Raw genomic sequence first — 20,460 nt, 5'->3', positions numbered from 1 at the left:
AACCAAAGCCGACCGCCCGGCGAGGCGCCAGGCAATCTAGCCTTGTCTGGCGCAACATCCCGCAGTGCAACATTGGACAAATTGTCCAATGTCCGGATTGCTGCGCCGCAGCTACCCCTTGGCCCCGCAAAAGAAACTCATTCTCATAAGGCTCGGCCCTTGTCCCGTTTCAAGATTCTAGCGCTGCTACCCCTGGCGGTTGCGCTCAGCGGCTGCAACTACGTCGTGCTGGCGCCGGCCGGCGATATCGCAGCGCAGCAGCGCGACCTCGTCATCATCTCCACCGTCCTGATGCTCCTGATTGTCGTGCCCGTGATGGCGCTGACGGTGCTGTTCGCCTGGCGCTATCGCCAGTCTAACACCGACGCCCGCTACGAGCCGGAATGGGACCACTCGACCAGCCTCGAGCTGGTGATCTGGTCGGCGCCGCTCTTGATCATCGTTTGCCTGGGCGCGCTGACCTGGATGGGCACGCATCTGCTCGACCCCTATCGCGCGCTCGGCCGCATCCATGCCGACCGCGCCGTGGACCAGTCCAAGGCCCCGCTCGAGGTCGACGTCGTCGCGCTCGACTGGAAGTGGCTCTTTATCTATCCGGACTACGGCATCGCCACTGTCAACGATCTGGCAGCTCCGGTCGATCGTCCCATCAACTTCCGCATCACCGCGTCCTCGGTGATGAACTCGTTCTACATCCCCGCGCTGGCCGGCCAGATCTACGCGATGCCGGGCATGGAGACCAAGCTCCACGCCGTCGTGAACCACGCCGGCACCTACCGGGGCTTTTCCGCGAACTACAGCGGTGCCGGCTTTTCCGGCATGCACTTCAACTTCCAGGGTCTCGACGACAAGGGCTTTGACGCCTGGATCGCAAGCGCCAAGTCCGGCGGCGGCTCGCTCGGCCGCGCCGAATATCTCCAGCTCGAAAAACCCAGCCAGAACGAGCCGGTGCGGCGCTACGGCACCGTCGATTCCGATCTCTACCGCCTGATCCTCAACATGTGCGTCGAGACCGGCAAGATGTGCCAGAGCGAGATGATGGCAATCGACGCCAAGGGCGGCCTCGGCCATGAGGGCCTGAACAACACGCTGCCGCTGGCCTACGACAAGTACGCCCGCCGCGGCACGGCGCTTGGGCCGGAGCCGACCTTCGTCGCCGGCACCTGCACGCCCGATGCGCCGCAGGGCAGGACCACCGCCTCCATCACGGCGCCTCTCGACACCGCGCCGCTGCTCGGCGCCGGCCTGAAGCGGCCGAGTTTCACGCCGCTGAAGTCCTCGTCCTTCTTCCTCGGACAACGTCCGAAGTCAGATTCGTAAAGAGATCCCGCATGTCTCCTGATCTTCTCAAGCTCATCTTCGGCCGGCTCACCGTCGAATCGCTGCCGCTGCACGAGCCGATCGTCGTCGGCACCTTTGCCGTGGTGGCGACCGGCGGCCTCATCATGTTTGCCGGCCTGACCTATTTCCGCGTCTGGGGTTATCTCTGGAGCGAGTGGTTCACCAGCGTCGACCACAAGCGCATCGGCATCATGTACATGATCCTCGGCATCGTGATGCTGCTGCGCGGCTTCGCCGACGCGCTGATGATGCGGTTGCAGCAGGCCCTCGCCTTCGGCGGCTCGGAGGGCTATCTCAACTCCCATCACTACGACCAGGTCTTCACCGCCCACGGCGTGATCATGATCTTTTTCGTGGCGATGCCGCTGGTCACCGGCCTGATGAACTTCGTCGTGCCGCTCCAGATCGGTGCGCGCGACGTGTCGTTCCCGTTCCTGAATAATTTCAGCTTCTGGATGACGGTCGGCGGCGCGGTGCTGGTGATGGCCTCGCTGTTCATCGGCGAATTCGCCCGCACCGGGTGGCTCGCTTATCCGCCGCTGTCGAACATCGGCTACAGTCCGGATGTCGGCGTCGACTATTACATATGGGGACTACAGGTCGCGGGCGTCGGAACGACACTGTCCGGCATCAACCTGATCTGCACCATCGTCAAGCTGCGGTGCCCCGGCATGACCATGATGCGGATGCCGGTGTTCACCTGGACCGCGCTCTGCACCAACGTGCTGATCGTCGCTTCCTTTCCGGTTTTGACCGTCGTGCTCGCGCTGCTCTCTCTCGACCGCTACGTCGGCACCAACTTCTTCACGAACGATTTCGGCGGCAGCCCGATGATGTACGTGAACCTGATCTGGATCTGGGGTCATCCCGAGGTCTACATCCTGGTTCTCCCCGCCTTCGGCATCTTCTCGGAAGTGACCTCGACCTTCTCGGGCAAGCGGCTGTTCGGCTACACCTCGATGGTCTACGCCACGGTGGTCATCACCATCCTGTCGTACCTGGTCTGGCTGCACCACTTCTTCACGATGGGGTCGGGCGCCAGCGTCAACTCCTTCTTCGGCATCACCACGATGATCATCTCGATCCCGACGGGCGCGAAGATGTTCAACTGGCTGTTCACGATGTATCGCGGCCGCATCCGCTTCGAGCTGCCGATGATGTGGACGATCGCGTTCATGCTGACCTTCGTGCTCGGCGGCATGACCGGCGTGCTGCTCGCGGTGCCGCCGGCCGACTTCGTCCTGCACAACAGCCTGTTCCTGATCGCGCACTTCCACAACGTGATCATCGGCGGCGTCGTATTCGGCGCGTTCGCCGGTATCGGCTACTGGTTCCCGAAGGCGTTCGGCTTCAAGCTCGACCCGTTCTGGGGCAAGCTGTCGTTCTGGTTCTGGGTCACGGGTTTCTATCTCGCCTTCATGCCGCTCTATGTGCTTGGCCTGATGGGTGTGACCCGCCGCCTCCGCGTGTTCGACGATCCGAGCCTGCAGATCTGGTTCATCGTCGCCGGCATTGGCGCCTTCCTGGTCTTCCTTGGCATCCTCTCGATGCTGATGCAGTTCGCAGTCAGCTTCCTCAGGCGCGAGCAGCTCAAGGACGTCACCGGCGATCCCTGGGATGCGCGTACGCTGGAATGGGCGACCTCCTCGCCGCCGCCGGCCTACAACTTCGCCTTCACTCCTGTCGTTCACGACAATGACGCGTGGTGGGACATGAAGAGGCGCGGTTATCAGCGCCCGCTCACCGGGTTCAAGCCGATCCACATGCCCAGCAGCACCGGCACCGGCATCATCCTCGCCGGCCTTGCCACCGCGATGGGATTCGGCCTGATCTGGTACATCTGGTGGTTGGCCGCCGCGAGCTTCATCGCGATGCTCGCCGTCGGCATCGGTCACACCTTCAACTATCACCGCGATTTCGACATTCCGGCCGAGGACGTCATCCGGGCCGAGGACGCGCGCACCAAACTGCTCGCCGGAGCCAAGTAAATGACTGTCGCTGTCAATCCCACGCAAACCGGCGAGCCGGTGTTCTACCTCGCCGACGAACACCCGCATCCGGAAGGCTACAGCACCTCGCTCGGCTTCTGGATCTACCTGATGAGCGACTGTCTCATCTTCGCGATCCTGTTCGCCACCTTCGGCGTGCTCGGCGGCAACTACGCCGCCGGTCCGGCGCCGAAGGATTTGTTCGAGCTGCCGCTGGTCGCGGTGAACACCTCGATGCTGTTGCTATCGTCGATCACGTATGGTTTTGCGATGCTGACGATGCAGCAGAACAAGATCGCCCAGACCCAGATCTGGCTGGCGATCACCGGCCTGTTCGGCGCCGCGTTCATCGGCATCGAGCTGTCGGAGTTCGCCCACATGATCCATGAAGGCGCGACGCCGCAGCGCAGCGCCTTCCTGTCCGCCTTCTTCACCCTGGTGGGGACGCACGGCCTGCACGTCAGCTGCGGCCTGATCTGGCTGGTGACCCTGATGGTGCAGGTCTGGAAGTTCGGCCTGATCGAGGCCAACCGCCGCCGCCTGATGTGCCTGTCGATGTTCTGGCACTTCCTGGACGTGGTCTGGATCGGTGTCTTCACCTTCGTCTATCTCCTGGGAGTTCTGCGATGAACACCGATACTCACGTCGCCCACGCGGACGATCATCACCATGGTGACGGCCATGCCAACGCGCACGGCTCGTTCTCGACCTACATGCTCGGCTTCGTGCTCTCGGTCGTACTCACCGCGATCCCCTTCTGGCTGGTGATGAGCGGCGCGCTTCCGAGCAAGCAGATCACCGCGCTCGTGATCATGGCCTTCGCGGTCGTGCAGATCGTCGTGCACATGATCTACTTCCTGCACATGAACACGACGTCCGAGAACGGCTGGAGTATGATGGCGCTGATCTTCACCATCGTCATGGTGGTGATCGCCCTGTCCGGTTCGCTGTGGGTGATGAACCATCTCAACAGCAACATGATGCCGATCCACCAGATGAACGGGATGAAATGAACGAAATCCGGACCGAGACGAGCAAGGCAAACGGGGCGCGCCGCGACGCTGCGCACCCGTCCTTGTGGCTCACGGTCCTCTCGCTCGCGGCCATTGCACTTCTGATCGCGCTCGGCGTCTGGCAGATCGAACGCCGCGCCTGGAAGCTGGCGCTGATCGACCGCGTCGAGCAGCGCGTTCATGCCCCGGCCCAGCCGATCCCCTCGCCGGCGGCATGGCCGACCGTCTCCGCCGCAAACGACGAATACAGGCATGTCAGCGTCAGCGGCCGTTTCATGCATGACCGTGAGACGCTGGTTCAGGCCGTCACCGAGGAAGGCCCGGGCTATTGGGTGCTGACACCGCTTCGGCGTAGCGACGGCACGCTGGTCCTGGTCAACCGTGGCTTCGTGCCGTCCGACCGGCGCGACGCGTCGACGCGCCGGGACGGCAATCCGGACGGCCAGGTCGAGATCACCGGCCTCTTGCGCATCACGGAGCCAAAAGGCGGATTCCTCAGGACCAACGTGCCTGAGCATAATCGCTGGTACTCGCGGGATGTTGCCGCGATTGCGGCGGCACGCGGCCTCGACCATGTCGCGCCCTTCTTCGTCGATGCCGACGCTGGATCACAATCCGGCGGCGGCCCAATCGGCGGATTGACCGTGATCAGCTTTCCCAATAACCACCTGATCTACGCGCTGACGTGGTTTGCCCTGGCTTTCATGCTAGCCGGCAGACTTATCGTCACATTCGGCGGCGGGCTGTTCCGCCGCAGGAAGCCCTGGAGCGGCTTCGTCCACGAAGCGGCCGACGGCTCCGATGCCGACGCCCGCAGGACGGGATCAGATGCTGGAACGATCGTCGAGCCCACCTGACGACGGAAGAACGCATGTCGCCGTCACGCTGCAATCGCAGGCGGACGCGCGCAGCGAGCTGATCGGCGCTGCGCCGACCGACGACGAGACCAACCGCAAGAACATGGCGCTGCTGATCCAGCTGCGCTGGACCGCAGTGGTCGGGCAGATCGTGACTATCGGCGGCGTGCATGTCTGGCTCGGCATTCCCCTGCCTCTCACCCGCATGGGCGCGGTGATCGGCGCACTGATATTTCTCAACGTCTCCAGCCTGGTGTGGGTGCGCCATCGCGCCGCGATCACCAACAACGAGCTGCTGGTCGCCCTGATGCTGGACGTCGCTGCGCTGACCGCGCAGCTCTATCTCAGCGGCGGCGCCACCAATCCCTTCACCTCGCTGTTCCTGCTCCAGGTGACGCTGGGCGCGGTGCTGCTCGATGGCCGCTCGACCTGGTCGCTGGTCGCGCTGACCTGCGCGAGCTTCGTCTGGCTGACCGTCGCCTATCGGCCGCTCGATCTGCCGCCGAACCCGCTGAGCGAGACCTATACGCTCACGGTTGCCGGCATGCTGCTGGGCTTCGTGCTCAACGCCGTGCTGCTGGTGGTGTTCGTCACCCGCATCAACAGGAATTTGCGCGAGCGCGACGCGCATCTGGCGGCGCTGCGCCAGCATGCCGCCGAGCAGGATCATATCGTGCGCATGGGCCTGCTCGCCTCCGGCGCGGCTCACGAGCTCGGGACGCCGCTCGCCTCGCTCTCGGTCATCCTCGGCGATTGGCGCCGCATGCCCGACCTTGCCGCCGATCAGGAGCTGGCCGAGGACCTCGCGGAGATGGAGACCTCGCTGCAACGCTGCAAGTCGATCGTGACAGGCATTCTGGTGTCGGCGGGCGAAGCCCGCGGCGAAGGATCGTCGCCGACGACGGTGGCGGCTTTCGTCACGGCGCTGGTGGAAGAGTGGCGCGACGCGCGCTCGGCGCGCACGCTGTATTTCGTCAACACCTTCGGCGAAGACGTCGCGATCGCCTCAGACGTCGCGCTGAAACAGGTGATCTTCAACGTGCTCGACAACGCCTACGAGGTCTCGCGCGACTGGGTCGAGCTCGTTGCCGAGCGCGAGGGCGATAATCTCGTGCTGTCGATCAGCGATCGCGGCCCCGGCTTTGCGCCGGAGATGCTGGCACAGCTCGGAAAGCCCTATCAGTCGAGCAAGGGCCGCGCCGGCGGCGGGCTCGGCCTGTTCCTGGTGGTGAATGTGGTGCGCAAGCTTGGCGGCAGCGTGACTGCCGAGAACCACAGGAAGCGCGGCGCCACGGTCCGCCTCACGCTGCCGCTCGCCACGCTCGCGATCGGAGGCAGCTTTGACGCCTGACCGTTCGCTCATCGTCGTCGAGGACGATGCCGGCTTCGCCCGCACCCTGAAGCGTTCGTTCGAGCGCCGCGACTACGAGGTCGTGCTCGCCGCCTCGATCGAGGACGTGCGGAAAGTTCTGGAGGAGCGATCGTTCGGCTATGCCGTCGTCGACCTCAAGCTCGGCGGCGCCTCGGGGCTCGCCTGTGTCGAACTCTTGCACACGCACGATCCGGAGATGTTGATCGTGGTGCTGACGGGCTTCGCCAGCATTTCCACCGCGGTCGAGGCCATCAAGCTCGGCGCATGCCACTATCTCGCCAAGCCGTCGAACACCGACGACATCGAGGCCGCCTTCAACAAGGCCGCAGGCAATGCCGAGGTTGCGCTCGACGCCCGGCCGACATCGATCAAGACGCTGGAATGGGAACGCATCCACCAGACCCTGATCGAGACCGATTTCAACATCTCGGAAGCGGCAAGACGGCTCGGGATGCACCGGCGGACGCTGGCGCGGAAGCTCGAGAAGCGGCCGGTGAAGTGAGGTTGGTTAACTTTGTAGGGTGGGTTAGCGAAGCGTAACCCACCACTTCTTTGCGGCAGCATCGTGGGTTACGCCTTCGGCTAACCCACCCTACGGACCGAGCAAGATCATCCGGCGCCCCAAACAAAAAGCCCGGCCAAACGGCCGGGCTTTTGATCTGTTGCGATCGACGCGCGAGCCGCTTACGCGGCCTCGTCGGCGACCGTGGCTCCGCCCTCGGTCTCGTCGCTATCGCCCTCGGCGTCGGCTTCGCCTTCGGCGGCTTCGGACTTGGCGCCGGTGCGACGCGGGCTCTTGGCGAGCTGGGCCTCGATCTCCTTGACCGCTTCGGTCTCGGTCGAGTGCTGCACCACCGCGATCTCGCGGGAGAGACGGTCGAGCGCGGCTTCATAGAGCTGGCGTTCGCTGTAGGACTGCTCGGGCTGCGATTCGGAGCGATAGAGGTCGCGCACGACTTCCGCGATCGCGACGATGTCGCCCGAGTTGATCTTCGCTTCGTATTCCTGGGCGCGGCGCGACCACATGGTGCGCTTGACGCGGGCACGGCCCTTGAGGGTCTCGAGCGCACGCTTCACCAGCGCGGGCTCGGACAGCTTGCGCATGCCGACATTGGCGACCTTGGCGGTCGGCACGCGCAGCGTCATCTTGTCCTTGATGAAGTTGATGACGAACAGCTCGAGCTTCGCGCCGGCAATCTCCTGCTCCTCGATGGCCAGGATCTGGCCGACGCCGTGGGCGGGATAGACGACGAATTCGTTGGCCTTGAAGCCCTGACGCTGGGTCACGACCTTCTTTTCCTCGACCTTCGGCGCAACAGCCGCGGGCTTCACGGCCGGCTTGGCGGCAGCGACGGGAGCCTTGGCAGGAGCAGCCGCAACAGGAGCCTTTGGCGCGGCGGGCTTGGCAGCGGGAGCCTTGGCAGCGGGCGTCTTGGCAACAGCGGGCTTGGCGGCAGGCTTGGCGGCAACAGGCTTGGCAACGGTCGCTTTCGCGGCCGGCTTGGCAGTCTTGTTAGGCATTGCGCTTCTTTTGTTCTTCGAGGACTTTGCAGCCGGCGCCTTAGTCGCGGTCCGACCCTTGGATGCGCTACGGCTGGCCGCGGCGACTTTCTTGGCGTCCTTATGGGAAGCCTTCGCTGAAGTACTCTTTTTACGCGTTTTCTGTGACACAGCCTGCGCGCGGAAACTGCCACGCCCCTGTTCGACATTTGGTTTCACGGGAACCCAACGGGGCCGACGGGGCTAACCAGGGTTCGGCTCAATGTGCCCAATATAGCACATTTCCCGCAAAAATCAATGATTTAGGGGTCTTAAGGGCTGGTTTTCGGCGGTAACGCCGCTAATAGGGTTAAGTTTGACCCGAATTAGTCGCCGGAGCCGGGGTTCGCGGAGAAATACTTGTCGAACTTGCCCTCCATGCCGTCGAAATCCTTGGCGTCGGCAGGTGATTCTTTCTTCTGGGTGATGTTCGGCCAGCTCTTGGCGTAGTCGGCGTTGACCGTGAGCCACTTTTCCAGGCCCGGTTCCGTGTCCGGTTTGATGGCATCGGCGGGACATTCCGGCTCGCACACGCCGCAATCGATGCACTCGTCAGGATGGATGACGAGCATGTTCTCGCCCTCGTAGAAACAATCGACCGGGCAGACCTCGACGCAGTCGGTGTACTTGCACTTGATGCACGCTTCAGTGACGACGTAAGTCATCCAACGCTCCGAAAAGCTCTTTTAAAAGTCGCGGCTTGCGTAGCGCGGATGGCCCGGCGCCGCAAGCTCAGGAACGGCCGATCATGACGGCTTTATGCGCTTGATCGACCAAGAAATGAATTCAAAGCGCAATTAATTGCGCTGAGAATTCGGATGGCCTTCACCGAGCTCTTCGTAGAGCACACGGGCCGAGGCGGCATCGCCGCGGCGTTCGTTGAAGGCGGTGACTTTCAAGACGCGCACAGTGCGATCGAGCGCGATGGTGAGCACGTCGCCGATCTTGATCGCATGCCCCGGCGATTTCTCGCGTGCACCGTTGACGCGAACATGGCCGGACTCGACAAGCTCGGCAGCGGAGGTGCGCGCCTTCACCACCCGCGCGTGCCATAGCCATTTGTCGATGCGCTGCCGCTCGGTCGTGACTCTATTCCCTCTGACGCGTTTTCTTCACGCGAACCGCTCCGCACTTCGCTTGAAAACGCTACGCTACTCCTTACGCCCGGACAGCTGCTCCTTTAGCGCAGCGAGCTTTGCGAACGGCGAGTTCGGATCGACCGGGCGATCGCGCTCGCGCGGATTGGCGCTCGATGCATAGGGGCGCAGCGAGGGTCCGCCCTGGCGGTCGCGGCCCTTGTCGCGGTCGCGGCCACGGTTGTCGCGACCCTTGTCGCGATCACCGCCACCAAACTTGCCCTTGTTGCGATCCTTGTTGTCGCGGTCCTTGTTGCCGCCATTCTTGCCCTCGAAGCGGCGGTTCTTGTCGTCGCGTCCCTCGGGCCGCGGCGCAGCTTCGGCGCCACCTTCGCGCGGCTTGCGGAAGTCCCTGCCGCCATCGCGGCCGGAATCCCGGCGATGACCGCCGCCATGGCGATGACGCTCACCGCGTTTCTCGCCGTCGGCGGCAGGCTGGGCTTCGCCTTCGGCAGGCGCAGTGCCTGCTTCAGCAGCCGCCTGCGGACGCGGCTGGTGATGACGCTGGTTGCGATGGCGCTCGTGGCGCGGCTTGCGATCGTCGTGACGGCCGGCGGGACGCCAGACCTCGATGAGCTCGGGCTCGGCGGGCGTTGCCGCGGCTTCCACAGGCGCAGCCGCATCGGCCGACGCAGCGGCTTCGGTTGCAGCAGTCTCTGCAGACGCGGTCTCGGCAGGTGCGGTCTCGGCAGGTGCGGTTTCGGCGGCTTCAACGGGTGCCGCAGCCTCTTCCGCAGGCGGCGCGATGCCGGGAGCGTCTTCCGGCGTGACGGAGGCTTCGAGCGCCGGCTCGTCTTGCACGGGCTCGTCGTGCTGCTCCATGCCGGGCGCGTCTTCGACGGTCACAGGCTCGGCGGCGGCTTCGATCGCGGTTTCCGCAGGCACTGCGGCGTCCTCGACCGACGTTTCGGCTGCGGGCGTCTCTTCGCTGGAGGCTTCAGCAGCAGCCGCGTCAGCAACAGGGATCTCGGCAACAGCCGCGGCGGGTTTCGCCGGCAGCGGCGGGCGCTTGTCCATGCGATAGCCGAGCGCACGCAGCACGGAGGCAAAATCTTCGCCGGCCGAACCGGTGAGCGAGGTCATCGCCTGCGTCACCACGAAGCTGCGGCCGTCGAACGCACCGGCGGGCTTTTCGCCGGACGCGTTCTCGCGCCAGGCCAGCGCCGGACGGATCAGATCGGCCAGGCGCTCCAGGATGTCGACGCGGACGGCGCGCTCGCCGGCCTGCTTGTAGCCGAGCACGCGATAGGCGTCGCGCGGCAGCTGCTTGTCGACCGGGAACGAGGTGCGGCCGGAGCTCGCCAGATGCTGCGCGCCCGACAGCGCGGAGGGATCGACATTGTCCTGCTTCAGCGCCCAGAGCAGCGCGGCCAGAGCACGCCCGGCCGGCTTGAGCAGGCCGGGGAAATAGAGGTGATAGGCGCCGAAGCGGACGCCGTATTTGCGCAAGGTCGCGCGCGAGGGCTGGTCGAGGTCCTTCAGCTCGTTGGCGATCTTCGGGCGCTCCAGCACGCCGAGCGCCTCCACGAGCTGATAGGCGATGCCGCGGGCGATGCCGGTGACGTCCTCGGCCTTGCTGAGCTCGAACAGCGGCCCGAGCAGCTTTTCGATATGCGTCTTGAGCCAGAGCTCGAGCCGGGCCTGCACCTTGTCGCGGGGGGCGCCCGTGAGGCGTTCGTCGGAGATGATGCGGATGCGCGGATGCAGCGCGTCCTCTGCGGCAGACAGCCGCGCCACGGCATCGCCGGTCCAGCGGATGATGCCTTCCGAGGTCAGCACGAACTGCTCGTCCGGCGCATTGCCCAGTTTTTCGGCGCGCGCGTTGATCTCGCCGGCGAGCACGGCCTGCGCTGCAGCCTGCAACGCTTTCGCATCGGAGCCGGCTTCCGCCGCATCCGGTGCAAAGGTGAAGCCATCGAGGCGGCCGATGACATGGCCTTCGACGATGACTTCGCCGGTCTTGCCGATTTCAGTATTCAAGCTCGTGTTCTCCCGCAGGCGGCGCATCAATACACTGGTCCGGCGATCAACGAAACGCTCAGTCAAGCGTTCATGGAGCGCATCCGATAATTTATTTTCGACCTCGCGGGCGATCCCCTGCCACCGTTCGGGGTCTTTCAGCCAGTCGGGACGGTTGGCGACGAAGGTCCAGGTGCGAATCTGCGCGATCCGGGCCGACAGCGTGTCGATATCGCCGTCGACGCGGTCGGCCTGGTCGATCTGGGTCCTGAACCAGGCGTCGGGGATGCACCCCTTCCGCATCAGGAAGCCGTACAGCGTCGTCACCAGCTCGGCATGGGCGGCCGGCGACAGTTTTCGATAATCCGGGATTTGGCAGGCCTCCCACAGCCGTTCCACCGCATCCTTGCCATGCGCGACATCGCGCACCTCGGCGTCGCGGGCGGCGTGGTCGAGCACGCGCATGTCCTCGGCGATCGGCGCGCGGGTCAGCGCCTCATGGCCGGGGGCTAGGTTCAGCGAGACCTGGAGCGCGCCGAGGGAAGCGAAATCCAGCTTCGAATTGCGCCATTGCAAAACCTTCACGGGGTCGAAGGTGTGGTTCTGCAGCGCATTGACGAGCTCGGGCTCGAACGGTGCGCAGCGGCCGGTGGTGCCGAAGGTGCCGTTGCGGGTGGCGCGGCCGGCGCGGCCGGCGATCTGGCCGAATTCGGACGGCGTCAGGCGGCGGAACTGGTAGCCGTCGAACTTGCGGTCGGAGGCAAAGGCGACGTGGTCGACGTCGAGATTGAGGCCCATGCCGACGGCGTCGGTGGCGACGAGGTAATCGACCTCGCCGTTCTGGAACATCGCAACCTGCGCGTTTCGGGTGCGCGGCGACAGCGAGCCCAGCACCACGGCGGCACCGCCATGCTGGCGGCGGATCAGCTCGGCGATGGCGTAGACCTCGTCAGCCGAGAAGGCGACGATGGCGGTGCGGCGCGGCTGCCGCGTGATCTTGCGGTCGCCGGCGAATTCCAGCTGCGACAGACGCGGCCGCGTGATCATGGAGACGCCCGGCAGCAGCCGCTCGATAATGGGCCGCATCGTCGCTGCGCCGAGCAGCAGCGTCTCGTCGCGGCCACGCCGGTTGAGGATGCGATCGGTGAAGACGTGGCCGCGCTCCAGATCGGAGGCGATCTGCACCTCGTCGACGGCGAGGAACGAGACGTCGAGATCCCGCGGCATCGCCTCGACGGTCGAGACCCAATAGCGCGGCGCTTTCGGCTTGATCTTCTCCTCGCCGGTCACGAGCGCGACGGCGTCGGGGCCGACCCTTGCTGCGATCTTGTTGTAGACCTCGCGCGCCAGCAGGCGCAGCGGCAGCCCGATCATGCCGGAGGGATGCGCGAGCATCCGCTCGATGGCGAGATGGGTCTTGCCGGTGTTGGTGGGACCGAGCACCGCAGTGACGCCGGCGCCGGGAAGCCGCTCGGAAGCGAAGGGGGAGGAGGAAAAAGGCATCTGGGGGATTAGGTAATGGCGATTGGGGCGAATGTCAGTGCTGTTTTGGGGCGGTGGCGCGAAGGGCTCGCCTCACACACTGCTGTCCTCGCCCGGCTCGACCGGGCGATCCAGTATTCCAGAGGCGGCGCAGATCAAACCGAGAGGGCGCGGCGTACTGGATGCCCCGGTCAAGCCGGGGCATGACGGCGGAGAATGCGGCGCCCCTTCCCAAATCCCGCGCAACTGTCTCACTTTGCGACGCTTTTCCCGTTGGCTTTAAGCTTCGGAACGAGTTGAGAACGAATCGCGGCCGAATCGCTGACTCCCCCTTGAGTCCTGTTCCGTTCTCGCAAGATGTCGCGGGAGGCTTATTGGGTTCGCACTAGATGGAGTTTTGGCCCGCCGCACAAGCGACGTTTCGGTGGCGGATTCGTTAAAGCTGGGGACGGCGCGGAGTCGAATCAGAATCGGGGAGGAGTCAAATGGATTCCCGGCCCTGGAGCCCTCCCAAACAAAAAGTGCGAAAACAACCCCATGCACAGTAGGGATGCCATTGAAATCGCTTGCGTTTATTTTCACCAAAAAGGGAGATTCAGCACGGGACGCCCCTCTACTGCGTCTTCGCGATCCTGGGCGGCTGGGCCGTGGTGATGAAGCTGGTGGCTTCCAGCATGGCCGGCCCGAGCGGGGTCGGCACTTTCAGCCAGAACGGGACCAGGATGCGCGTTCCCGCGATCGGCGCGAACGCGACCTCGATGTTGCGCTGGGCGGCGAGATATTTGATCACGGGACGGTCGGGGATGTAGCCGGCGATGGGCACGAAATACAGCGAGCAGACCACGACCTGGCCGTGATAGCCCTTCTCCGCCTTCACGCTCTCCATGCGCTTGAAATCGAGCTTGAGCTCGTAGCGCATGCGGCCGTCGAACACGGCGGCGCTGCCGTGGCAGGCGTCCGCCGACAGCACGTCGCCGCTGCCTGCTACGCGCACCAGCGAGGCCGTCATCGGATCCCAGACGCCGCGGCGATGCGCGTCGATGACGACGATGCGGTCGGGATCGACCGGCGGCTCCGGCAGGATGGCAAAATCCTTCACATTGCCCTTGTCGAGCGTGATGCGGATCTCTTCGGTCTTCTTCGAGGTGGTGGTGGAGGCCTGGTAGCCGGTCGCCACCAGCGCGCCGTTGACGACGCGGCCCTGCGAGGCGCCGGTGCCCGACCCGCCCGCGAACGATTTCAAGAGCCCCGAGGTACCGCCGGAGGCCGCGGCCGCGAACACATCGTCCTGGATGTCGATGTTCCAGGCGCCTCGGCCTACGGGAATGCCCGACAGCGTCGCCTCGTATTGCGCCTCGAGCTTGCCTTGCGCCGCCGCGGGCTCCGCCGCCCACGCCAAAACCAGCCCGCCAAGGGCCGCCATGACCCAGCGGCCGGCAGAGCGCGGATGACTTGCGCGTGGATTCCTTGCGCGCCGCTCCGCTGAGCGCAGCTCATTTGGGCGCAGGCTTGGCGCAAGATGAGACGTTGTGAGCACGAAACAATCCAATCGGGGCGCGAACGGTTGTTACTTAAGCCAAAACCCGCGCCAAGCAATGTGTCCGGGCCACTCCGCGTCCGGAACTCCACTGGACTCTTCGGGCGCGAATACGCCCTTTATGTGATGGTAAGGCGCGATAATCATTGCCGTTTTGGTGATCGGGGCGGGTCAGAACCGCGCACCTCACCCCGCCACCTCCACCGCTGTCATGCCCCGGCTTGACCGGGGCATCCAGTACGCCGCGGCCCCTCTGGTCAGCCGTACCGTCTCGGCGTACTGGATCGCCCGGTCGAGCCGGGCGATGACAGCTACCTTGGAGCACGAAACCCGCCCCAAAACCTTGACGTCCCGCCGCTTCCCCCCTATACGTCCGCCCGCTCCCTGCAAGGACAGAGAATTTGCCCGTGGCGCCCCGAATGGCGGCCGCACATCGTTGGGAAAGATTGAGGATTTTGCCATGTCTCGCCGCTGCGAATTGACGGCCAAGGGCCCCCAGGTCGGCCACACGGTCAGCCACTCCAACATCAAGACCAAGCGCCGCTTCCTGCCGAACCTGGTCAACGTGACCTTCATCAGCGAAGCGCTGGGCCGCAACGTGCGCCTGCGCGTCTCCACCAACGCGATCAAGAGCGTCGACCACAATGGCGGCCTCGATCCCTTCCTGCTCAAGGCCAAAGCCGCCGTGCTGTCGCCGCGCGCCCTCGAGCTGAAGCGCGCCATCCAGAAGAAGATCGGCCCGGCCCCTGCGCCAGAGAAGAAGGCGAGCTAAGAATTTTCGAATTGGGCGAGGGCTTGCGTCGCGAGGCGTAGGCTTAGCTGGATCAAGTTTTGCGTAACGGCCGGATCGGAAGATCCGGCCGTTTTTTCTTGTGCATCAAGGCTATGGCCTCGGAACACGGGGACTCCCCTCTCATCGATTCGCAGCCTATGCTTTAGCCTTATTGATCATCAACCGAGGCGTGCAAGAATAAGAAGGGAAATCGGCTCGGCTCATTGTGGCTAGTCGTCAGGGGCGGGAATGAACGTTGCTGTAAAAGCCGTAAAACATGCTGCACCCGGACCATACCTGGGCTTTTCCCTGCAACAGGTCCGTCTCTGCTATCATCTCTTAACCTGCCCTAGTGGAGCTCAGGTTTCGCTAGAACTGCTGGATGATGTACGCGCGCTCATTAAGACAACCGTGGTCGCCGAGCTAGTCGACGCTCTTTGTCATTCAGCCATCGGAATGGCAAAGGAATGGGCGGATGAAGGTTGGTCGTTTGACGAGAATTGCTGCGACCTGCTCTTCTTCTGGCTTTGAAGATAGGGATGTGAGCAAACCGGGAAGATTATTTCTTTGAACAAAAGCGATGAAGTTGGCCTTGAACTTATCTCCGTCTAGTCGACTGAACGAGGTTCGAGGCGAAATTGGTAACTTGGAGAGAGATTCTGAAGCCGCACGCGAGGTCGCCGATCATTTCGACCGAGTCGAACGCTTTCTAGGTCGCCTCGAACAGGCGTTGCAATTGTATGACCGGGCTGACCAATCATCCGACCTACGCATGGAGATCGAAGGACTTCGAAGGCAAATTGAAACCCTTCAGAAGACAGTCTCTGACGCAGAGATCCGCCGCAAACTAAATAACGCGCTCACCCGAATTGAGAGCATGACCACTCAACTGGTGCCGCAGCTAGATGCCGAGTGGCCGGATGCTCCCGTGAGGCTCATAATCGACGACCTTACGGTAAAGGTAGTTCGCGGCAGCAGAGATGACTATCTTTGGGAAATCGGCAGTGGGGCGAATTGGCTCGCGTATCACGTCAGCTTGACGCTCGCGTTGCAAAAATTCTTTCTCGCTGAGCCTCAACATTTCGTACCTGCTCTGTTGATCTATGATCAACCTAGCCAAGTTTATTTTCCGAAGCGGGCCGCAAGCGATGACGCGACTGAAGCGTTCGCGCTGCGCGATCAGGACGTTCTAGCAGTCCGCAAGGTGTTTGCTCTTTTGGGACGAGAGGTCGAGGCCGCAGGTGGACGGCTTCAAATCATCGTCCTCGACCACGCCGACGAAGGCGTTTGGGGCGGCATCCCAAACGTCTCCCTTACAGAGGAATGGCGCGGCAAGGCACTCGTTCCCTCAGATTGGTGATCGCCATTTCGTGCAACGCGCCGGCGTCGCGTTGGCAGGCTCCAAAGAATGTCGAGCGAGATACCTTGCTGAGAGCAGCCCCCTACCCCCGAAAATCAATGCTCCGCAGCACGATCCCCGGCGGCGTGCCTTCGAACTCCGTAGCCTGATATTTGCGTCCGGTGCAGGCTTCGATGCGTTCGCGCAGGCGCGTGAACTGCTCTTCGCGCTCGCTGGGCCTGGCGCGCGGGCCGCGCTCGAGGTCGTCCATGGCGGAGGTCGAGATCGCGCAGGCGATCTCCTTACTGCCGTCCTGCATCGAGAACTGGACGATGCCGCGGTCCTGGTCGTGGGCGATGAAGCGGCTGGTGGTGAGCGTCATGGGGTACTCCTTTGCGTCCGCGTCGTGCCGGCCTTGTGCGCAATTACACACTGGGGGCGTCGGTCAGCGTATCGAAGCACGCTGTGGCACGAGGATGCACAACAACTGACTTCGGTGGTTATGGGTCCTGGCTTTCGCCAGGACGACGGGTGTGCTTGCGAGCGTTGCGCGATGGCGCCACGAGTTGGCTTGCCGTCAGCCGTCGCCGTTGAGCCTTGCGAAATCGTCGAACAGCGCGGCGACCAGCGCACGGTGACGGGTGTCCTCGGCGGGGAGGCTCGCGGCATAGAGATTGAGCAGATGGCGGGCCTTCACGGCGGCCTCCGGCCAGGACGTGGCGGGCACCGACATCATGCGGTTTTCGAGCTCGGCCTCGCGCTCGCGCAGCTCCCTGACCTGGGCCTCGACATCGGCCAGCGCGCGGCGCAGATCGGTTGCCTTCTGGGCGGCCATGCCGCGGTGGCTGTCGAGATCGACCGGAATGTCAGTCATTTCAGGCACTCGCGTCGATACGTTGGGCATCCGCAAGGTCGACCGAGCCGATCGACAGCATCTCCGTCGCACCGCGCACGCCTTCGGAGGGCACCGTGATCATGGTGGCGACGCGGCGATAGGACGCGAAGGACAGGCCCTCGATCATCTCCTCGTCGGTGACGACCTCATAGGCGCCCGCCGGCAATTCGCGCGCGACGCCGCGGATGTGGAATGGATGTTTGAAGGTGATGGTTTCTCGCCGCGAGCGGATGGTCATGCGCGCCTGCCTTTCGCAAAGAAGGGGCCCCAACCGACGCCAGCCGTGGCGAACCATGCGCTTGTTACCCGGCAATAGCCAGCTTTATGTCAGCGCGGGCCGGGACTTAAGCTGCAAGCGCGACACTCGCGCGCGGCGTTTTAGTCCTCGCCATCGGCGCGGCGCGGGCGTACGCTCCAACGTGTCAGCGCAGCTCACGCAATTGCCGCGCGTCGATGTTGCGCTGCATCTTTCGCGCCTCGTGTGCGCAGCGGCGATCTTTCAATGGCTCGGGCAGGTGTAACTCGTCGCCTCGCCCAGCGACCATTGCAGCGCCGATCTCGCACGCGGACGAATTCGAAACCCAGGAGGAGACGACGTCATGGCCAAGGGACAGCAACGCAGCAATCGCGAGACCAAGAAACCGAAGAAAGACAAGATCAAGACCAGCGCCGCGGCGCCCAGCCGCAAGGATGCGGCGTGGCAGCCGGAGATCGGGCAGAAGAAGAAGTAGCGGCGAGGCCTCTTTCAAAACGGCGGGGCTCTCGCATAGGACGCTCAGCGGCGCCTGAGCGAGCGCCTCGTCCTTCGAGACGACCGCTTCGCGGTCTCCTCAGGATGAGGCTTGGCTGCACTCATGTGCGTTGAAATGCCGCCGCATACTCATCCCTCATCCTGAGGGCCCGCCGCAGGCGGGCGTCTCGAAGGATGGCCGCAGTCGAACTTCCGGCCATACATCTCCTTCTCCCCGCGCTTTTCCGCTATACTCGCCCGGGTAGCATCAGCGGGAGGGGTATCCTGTGGAGCACGAGCGCAACGCCGACCACACATCCGAGCCGAAGAATCTCGTCATCTGCTGTGACGGCACCGGCAACGAGATTTCCGAAAACATCTCCAACGTCCTGAAGCTGTATCGCTGCCTGCGCAAGACCGACAAGACGCGACCGCGGCAGATGGTGTTCTACGATCCCGGGGTCGGCACGGTGACCGAGCCGTCGACGTGGCACCGCTGGAAAGCCAACATCAATCTGGTGCTGGGGCTCGCCACCGGCTACGGGCTCGATGACAACACGCTGTCGGCCTATTGCTTCCTGGTCGAGCACTACGCGCCGGGCGACAGGATCTACCTGTTCGGCTTCTCGCGCGGCGCCTATACCGTGCGCGTGCTGGCGGGGCTGATCCACAAGATCGGCCTGATCTCGCCGGAGCAGGCCAACCTCGCAGGCAGTGGCCTCGTCGCCTACAAGCAATATTCCGGCACCGGGCGCGGCAACGATGTCAGCGACCTCGTCGATGAGGGTTTTGACGACAGCGGGCCGCTGCCGAAAAACAAGTTCGATCTCGCCGCCCAGTTCGCACGCATCACCTCGTCGCGCTGGCCGACCATCCACTTCATCGGCGTCTGGGACACGGTGGCGAGCGTGATCGTGCCGCGCGCCGACCGGGGCTATTTGCCGAGCTTCGAGGAGCTCGCCTTCACGCTGCGCAATCCCAGCGTCAACATCTTCCGCCAGGCGATCGCCATCGACGAGCGGCGCTGCATGTTCCGCCTCAAGCAGTATGAGGAGCCGCAGGATTACTGGCGCAACCGCTTCGTGCCCGACGACAAGAAGGAGCCGCAGGACATCCTGCAGGTGTGGTTCGCCGGCGTGCATTGCGACGTCGGCGGCGGCTATCCGGAAGCCGAGAGCGGCGAGTCCAAATATCCGCTGCTCTGGATGATCGAGGAGGCGGCCAAGGCCGGGCTGAACTTCAACCCGCGCACGGTGAACCAGCTCGCCTGGGGCATCCAGCGCAAGAACTCACCGTTTCAATATGTGGAGCCGGCCTACACCGGCAAGACGGGCGAGCTGCACAATTCGATGACGGCGCCCTGGCGCGTGCTGGAGTATCTGCCGAAGAGCGCGACCTACAAGGAATGGCCGGAGCGGAAGGTGTTTATGGGGCTCTACATTCCCGATTGCGAACCGCGCCTCATTCCCGAAGGCTCGCATGTGCATGAGAGCGTGTTGAAGCGGATGGCGGTGGAGCCCGGTTATCGGCCGGTGAATCTGCCGAAGGATTATGTGACGGTGCCGATGCCGGTGCCGCCGGGTGTGGGCGCTGGAGGCGAGGCGGGGGAGATCGTGGTGGGGTGACTCCGCTCGTCATTGCGAGCGCAGCGAAGCAATCCAGAATCTTTCCGCAGAGGAAGTCTGGATTGCTTCGCTGCGCTCGCAATGACGGACGGGCTTTGATGGCAGCCGCACCCCGCTACCGCTCCTTTCTCCATTCGCCAATACTTTTCATTAAAATTCTCCGCCCCGCTTTAGCCGGATCGAATCAACTCCTTGGCATCATCGACAAACCACCCGCGCCATCCGCGGAAATTGGAGGAGAGTGCCAATGCATCCGCGCCGACATGCCCGCGTCAAACCCGCAGGCCTCGTGTCCCGCCAGGCCAAGATCATCACCGACCCGCGCGCGCCGGTGATCCCCTGCACGCTGATCGACTATTCGCCGGGCGGCGCCTGCGTCGATCTCGGCGGCCAGGTGAAGATTCCCGATCGCTTCGAGCTGCTGCATGTCAACACCAAGAAGCGCTGCCGCGTGGCGTGGAAGCGCGGCACGAAAGTGGGCGTGGTGTTTTGAGTCCTTCCAGCTGTTGAACAAGGCCGCGCTCCACACTCCGCTCGGCTCCCTCCCCCCTTGTGGGGGAGGGTTGGGGAGAGGGGTGGCCCAGCAAAAGGTGTCGGCGACCTGCGAAGTCGTCCGTGAAGAGCGGCTAAGCGATTGAGCTAGGATCGCATTTGACTTTGTGGACTGTTTTTGGAATGCAGGATTTTGATGCTTGGGGCATCGGAACCTTGCAATTTCATTTTCAGGATTCCGTCGAATCGCCAGTCATGATTCGGTGGTCGCATCGGAGGTGGCGATGCGACCGAAGAAGCATAGGACGACGGGATCGGGCGATCTGTTCCGGGCCAGGCTGGACCAGATCATCAATTTGAAGCACGAGCTGGTTCAGCTCGCC

The 20,460-nt window shown here is 63.7% G+C and carries 21 protein-coding genes; 13 read left to right on the top strand and 8 right to left on the bottom strand.

Annotated features, from left to right (window positions below; all coding sequences use genetic code 11):
• Positions 1-159 precede the first annotated feature (159 nt).
• The 7 genes from cyoA to BRA1253DRAFT_RS25985 are packed head-to-tail and all read left to right on the top strand — an operon-like array spanning position 160 to position 7,073.
• A complete protein-coding gene (gene cyoA / locus BRA1253DRAFT_RS26015) occupies positions 160-1,320 on the top strand; it encodes a ubiquinol oxidase subunit II (protein WP_007599273.1) in 1,161 nt (386 codons plus the stop codon).
• Positions 1,321-1,331: 11 nt separating this feature from the next.
• The gene (cyoB, locus tag BRA1253DRAFT_RS26010) at positions 1,332-3,329 is read left to right on the top strand and encodes a cytochrome o ubiquinol oxidase subunit I (RefSeq protein ID WP_007599271.1); all 1,998 of its coding nucleotides are present in this window, start codon (positions 1,332-1,334) and stop codon (positions 3,327-3,329) included.
• Positions 3,330-3,959 (top strand): cytochrome o ubiquinol oxidase subunit III, encoded by a 630-nt coding sequence (cyoC, locus tag BRA1253DRAFT_RS26005; protein WP_007599270.1) that lies wholly within the window; start codon positions 3,330-3,332, stop codon positions 3,957-3,959.
• Positions 3,956-4,342, top strand: coding sequence for a cytochrome o ubiquinol oxidase subunit IV (cyoD, locus tag BRA1253DRAFT_RS26000; protein WP_007599269.1), 387 nt, complete (start codon positions 3,956-3,958; stop codon positions 4,340-4,342). The genes cyoC and cyoD overlap by 4 nt, the downstream gene beginning before the upstream one ends.
• Positions 4,339-5,199 carry an SURF1 family protein gene (locus tag BRA1253DRAFT_RS25995; RefSeq protein ID WP_007599268.1) on the top strand — a complete coding sequence of 287 codons (861 nt, stop codon included), beginning with the start codon at positions 4,339-4,341 and terminating at the stop codon, positions 5,197-5,199. Before cyoD ends, BRA1253DRAFT_RS25995 begins: the two co-directional genes overlap by 4 nt.
• Complete coding sequence (locus BRA1253DRAFT_RS25990) at positions 5,171-6,550, top strand: ATP-binding protein (protein ID WP_007599267.1); 1,380 nt, start codon at positions 5,171-5,173, stop codon at positions 6,548-6,550. Before BRA1253DRAFT_RS25995 ends, BRA1253DRAFT_RS25990 begins: the two co-directional genes overlap by 29 nt.
• Positions 6,540-7,073 (top strand): response regulator transcription factor, encoded by a 534-nt coding sequence (locus BRA1253DRAFT_RS25985; RefSeq protein WP_007599266.1) that lies wholly within the window; start codon positions 6,540-6,542, stop codon positions 7,071-7,073. Before BRA1253DRAFT_RS25990 ends, BRA1253DRAFT_RS25985 begins: the two co-directional genes overlap by 11 nt.
• A 182-nt stretch (positions 7,074-7,255) precedes the next feature.
• On the opposite strand, the gene BRA1253DRAFT_RS25980 is transcribed toward BRA1253DRAFT_RS25985, so the two are convergent.
• From BRA1253DRAFT_RS25980 to BRA1253DRAFT_RS25960, 5 genes are all read right to left on the bottom strand, one after another.
• Entirely contained in the window at positions 7,256-8,092 is an 837-nt protein-coding gene (locus BRA1253DRAFT_RS25980) for a CarD family transcriptional regulator (protein ID WP_007599265.1), read from the bottom strand.
• A 344-nt stretch (positions 8,093-8,436) separates the two neighbouring features.
• Positions 8,437-8,775 (bottom strand): ferredoxin FdxA, encoded by a 339-nt coding sequence (fdxA, locus tag BRA1253DRAFT_RS25975; protein WP_007599264.1) that lies wholly within the window; start codon positions 8,773-8,775, stop codon positions 8,437-8,439.
• A 132-nt stretch (positions 8,776-8,907) separates the two neighbouring features.
• Entirely contained in the window at positions 8,908-9,177 is a 270-nt protein-coding gene (locus BRA1253DRAFT_RS25970; protein ID WP_083869901.1) for an RNA-binding S4 domain-containing protein, read from the bottom strand.
• An 84-nt stretch (positions 9,178-9,261) separates the two neighbouring features.
• Positions 9,262-12,708 carry a helicase-related protein gene (locus tag BRA1253DRAFT_RS25965; RefSeq protein ID WP_007599262.1) on the bottom strand — a complete coding sequence of 1,149 codons (3,447 nt, stop codon included), beginning with the start codon at positions 12,706-12,708 and terminating at the stop codon, positions 9,262-9,264.
• Positions 12,709-13,300: 592 nt separating this feature from the next.
• Positions 13,301-14,110: a DUF3108 domain-containing protein gene (locus BRA1253DRAFT_RS25960; protein ID WP_007599261.1), complete on the bottom strand. Its 810-nt coding sequence runs from the start codon at positions 14,108-14,110 to the stop codon at positions 13,301-13,303.
• A 574-nt stretch (positions 14,111-14,684) separates the two neighbouring features.
• Here BRA1253DRAFT_RS25960 and rpmB point away from each other — a divergent pair.
• The 3 genes from rpmB to BRA1253DRAFT_RS25945 all read left to right on the top strand — a co-directional run bounded on the left by rpmB (position 14,685) and on the right by BRA1253DRAFT_RS25945 (position 16,356).
• Entirely contained in the window at positions 14,685-14,996 is a 312-nt protein-coding gene (gene rpmB / locus BRA1253DRAFT_RS25950) for a 50S ribosomal protein L28 (RefSeq protein ID WP_007599259.1), read from the top strand.
• Positions 14,997-15,245: 249 nt separating this feature from the next.
• Complete coding sequence (locus BRA1253DRAFT_RS43730) at positions 15,246-15,527, top strand: hypothetical protein (protein WP_007599258.1); 282 nt, start codon at positions 15,246-15,248, stop codon at positions 15,525-15,527.
• A 49-nt stretch (positions 15,528-15,576) separates the two neighbouring features.
• Positions 15,577-16,356 (top strand): DUF3732 domain-containing protein, encoded by a 780-nt coding sequence (locus BRA1253DRAFT_RS25945; protein WP_007599256.1) that lies wholly within the window; start codon positions 15,577-15,579, stop codon positions 16,354-16,356.
• Between the two features lie 82 nt (positions 16,357-16,438).
• Here the strand turns inward: BRA1253DRAFT_RS25945 and BRA1253DRAFT_RS25940 are convergent, their stop codons facing one another.
• From BRA1253DRAFT_RS25940 to BRA1253DRAFT_RS25930, 3 genes are all read right to left on the bottom strand, one after another.
• Positions 16,439-16,717 (bottom strand): DUF1488 family protein, encoded by a 279-nt coding sequence (locus BRA1253DRAFT_RS25940; protein WP_007599254.1) that lies wholly within the window; start codon positions 16,715-16,717, stop codon positions 16,439-16,441.
• 195 nt (positions 16,718-16,912) lie between these two features.
• Entirely contained in the window at positions 16,913-17,209 is a 297-nt protein-coding gene (locus tag BRA1253DRAFT_RS25935) for a hypothetical protein (RefSeq protein ID WP_007599252.1), read from the bottom strand.
• 1 nt (position 17,210) lies between these two features.
• Entirely contained in the window at positions 17,211-17,468 is a 258-nt protein-coding gene (locus tag BRA1253DRAFT_RS25930; protein WP_007599250.1) for a hypothetical protein, read from the bottom strand.
• A gap of 361 nt (positions 17,469-17,829) precedes the next feature.
• Between BRA1253DRAFT_RS25930 and BRA1253DRAFT_RS45890 the strand changes: the two genes are divergently transcribed.
• From BRA1253DRAFT_RS45890 to BRA1253DRAFT_RS25920, 3 genes are all read left to right on the top strand, one after another.
• Positions 17,830-17,961, top strand: coding sequence for a hypothetical protein (locus BRA1253DRAFT_RS45890; RefSeq protein WP_007599247.1), 132 nt, complete (start codon positions 17,830-17,832; stop codon positions 17,959-17,961).
• 286 nt (positions 17,962-18,247) lie between these two features.
• A complete protein-coding gene (locus BRA1253DRAFT_RS25925) occupies positions 18,248-19,585 on the top strand; it encodes a DUF2235 domain-containing protein (protein ID WP_007599246.1) in 1,338 nt (445 codons plus the stop codon).
• A gap of 247 nt (positions 19,586-19,832) precedes the next feature.
• Positions 19,833-20,078 carry a PilZ domain-containing protein gene (locus tag BRA1253DRAFT_RS25920; protein WP_007599245.1) on the top strand — a complete coding sequence of 82 codons (246 nt, stop codon included), beginning with the start codon at positions 19,833-19,835 and terminating at the stop codon, positions 20,076-20,078.
• The last annotated feature ends 382 nt before the right edge of the window (positions 20,079-20,460 follow it).

The organism is Bradyrhizobium sp. WSM1253, assembly GCF_000244935.1.
GTDB classification, from domain to species: Bacteria; Pseudomonadota; Alphaproteobacteria; order Rhizobiales; family Xanthobacteraceae; genus Bradyrhizobium; species Bradyrhizobium canariense.
This window is presented reverse-complemented; position numbering and strand designations above follow the sequence as displayed.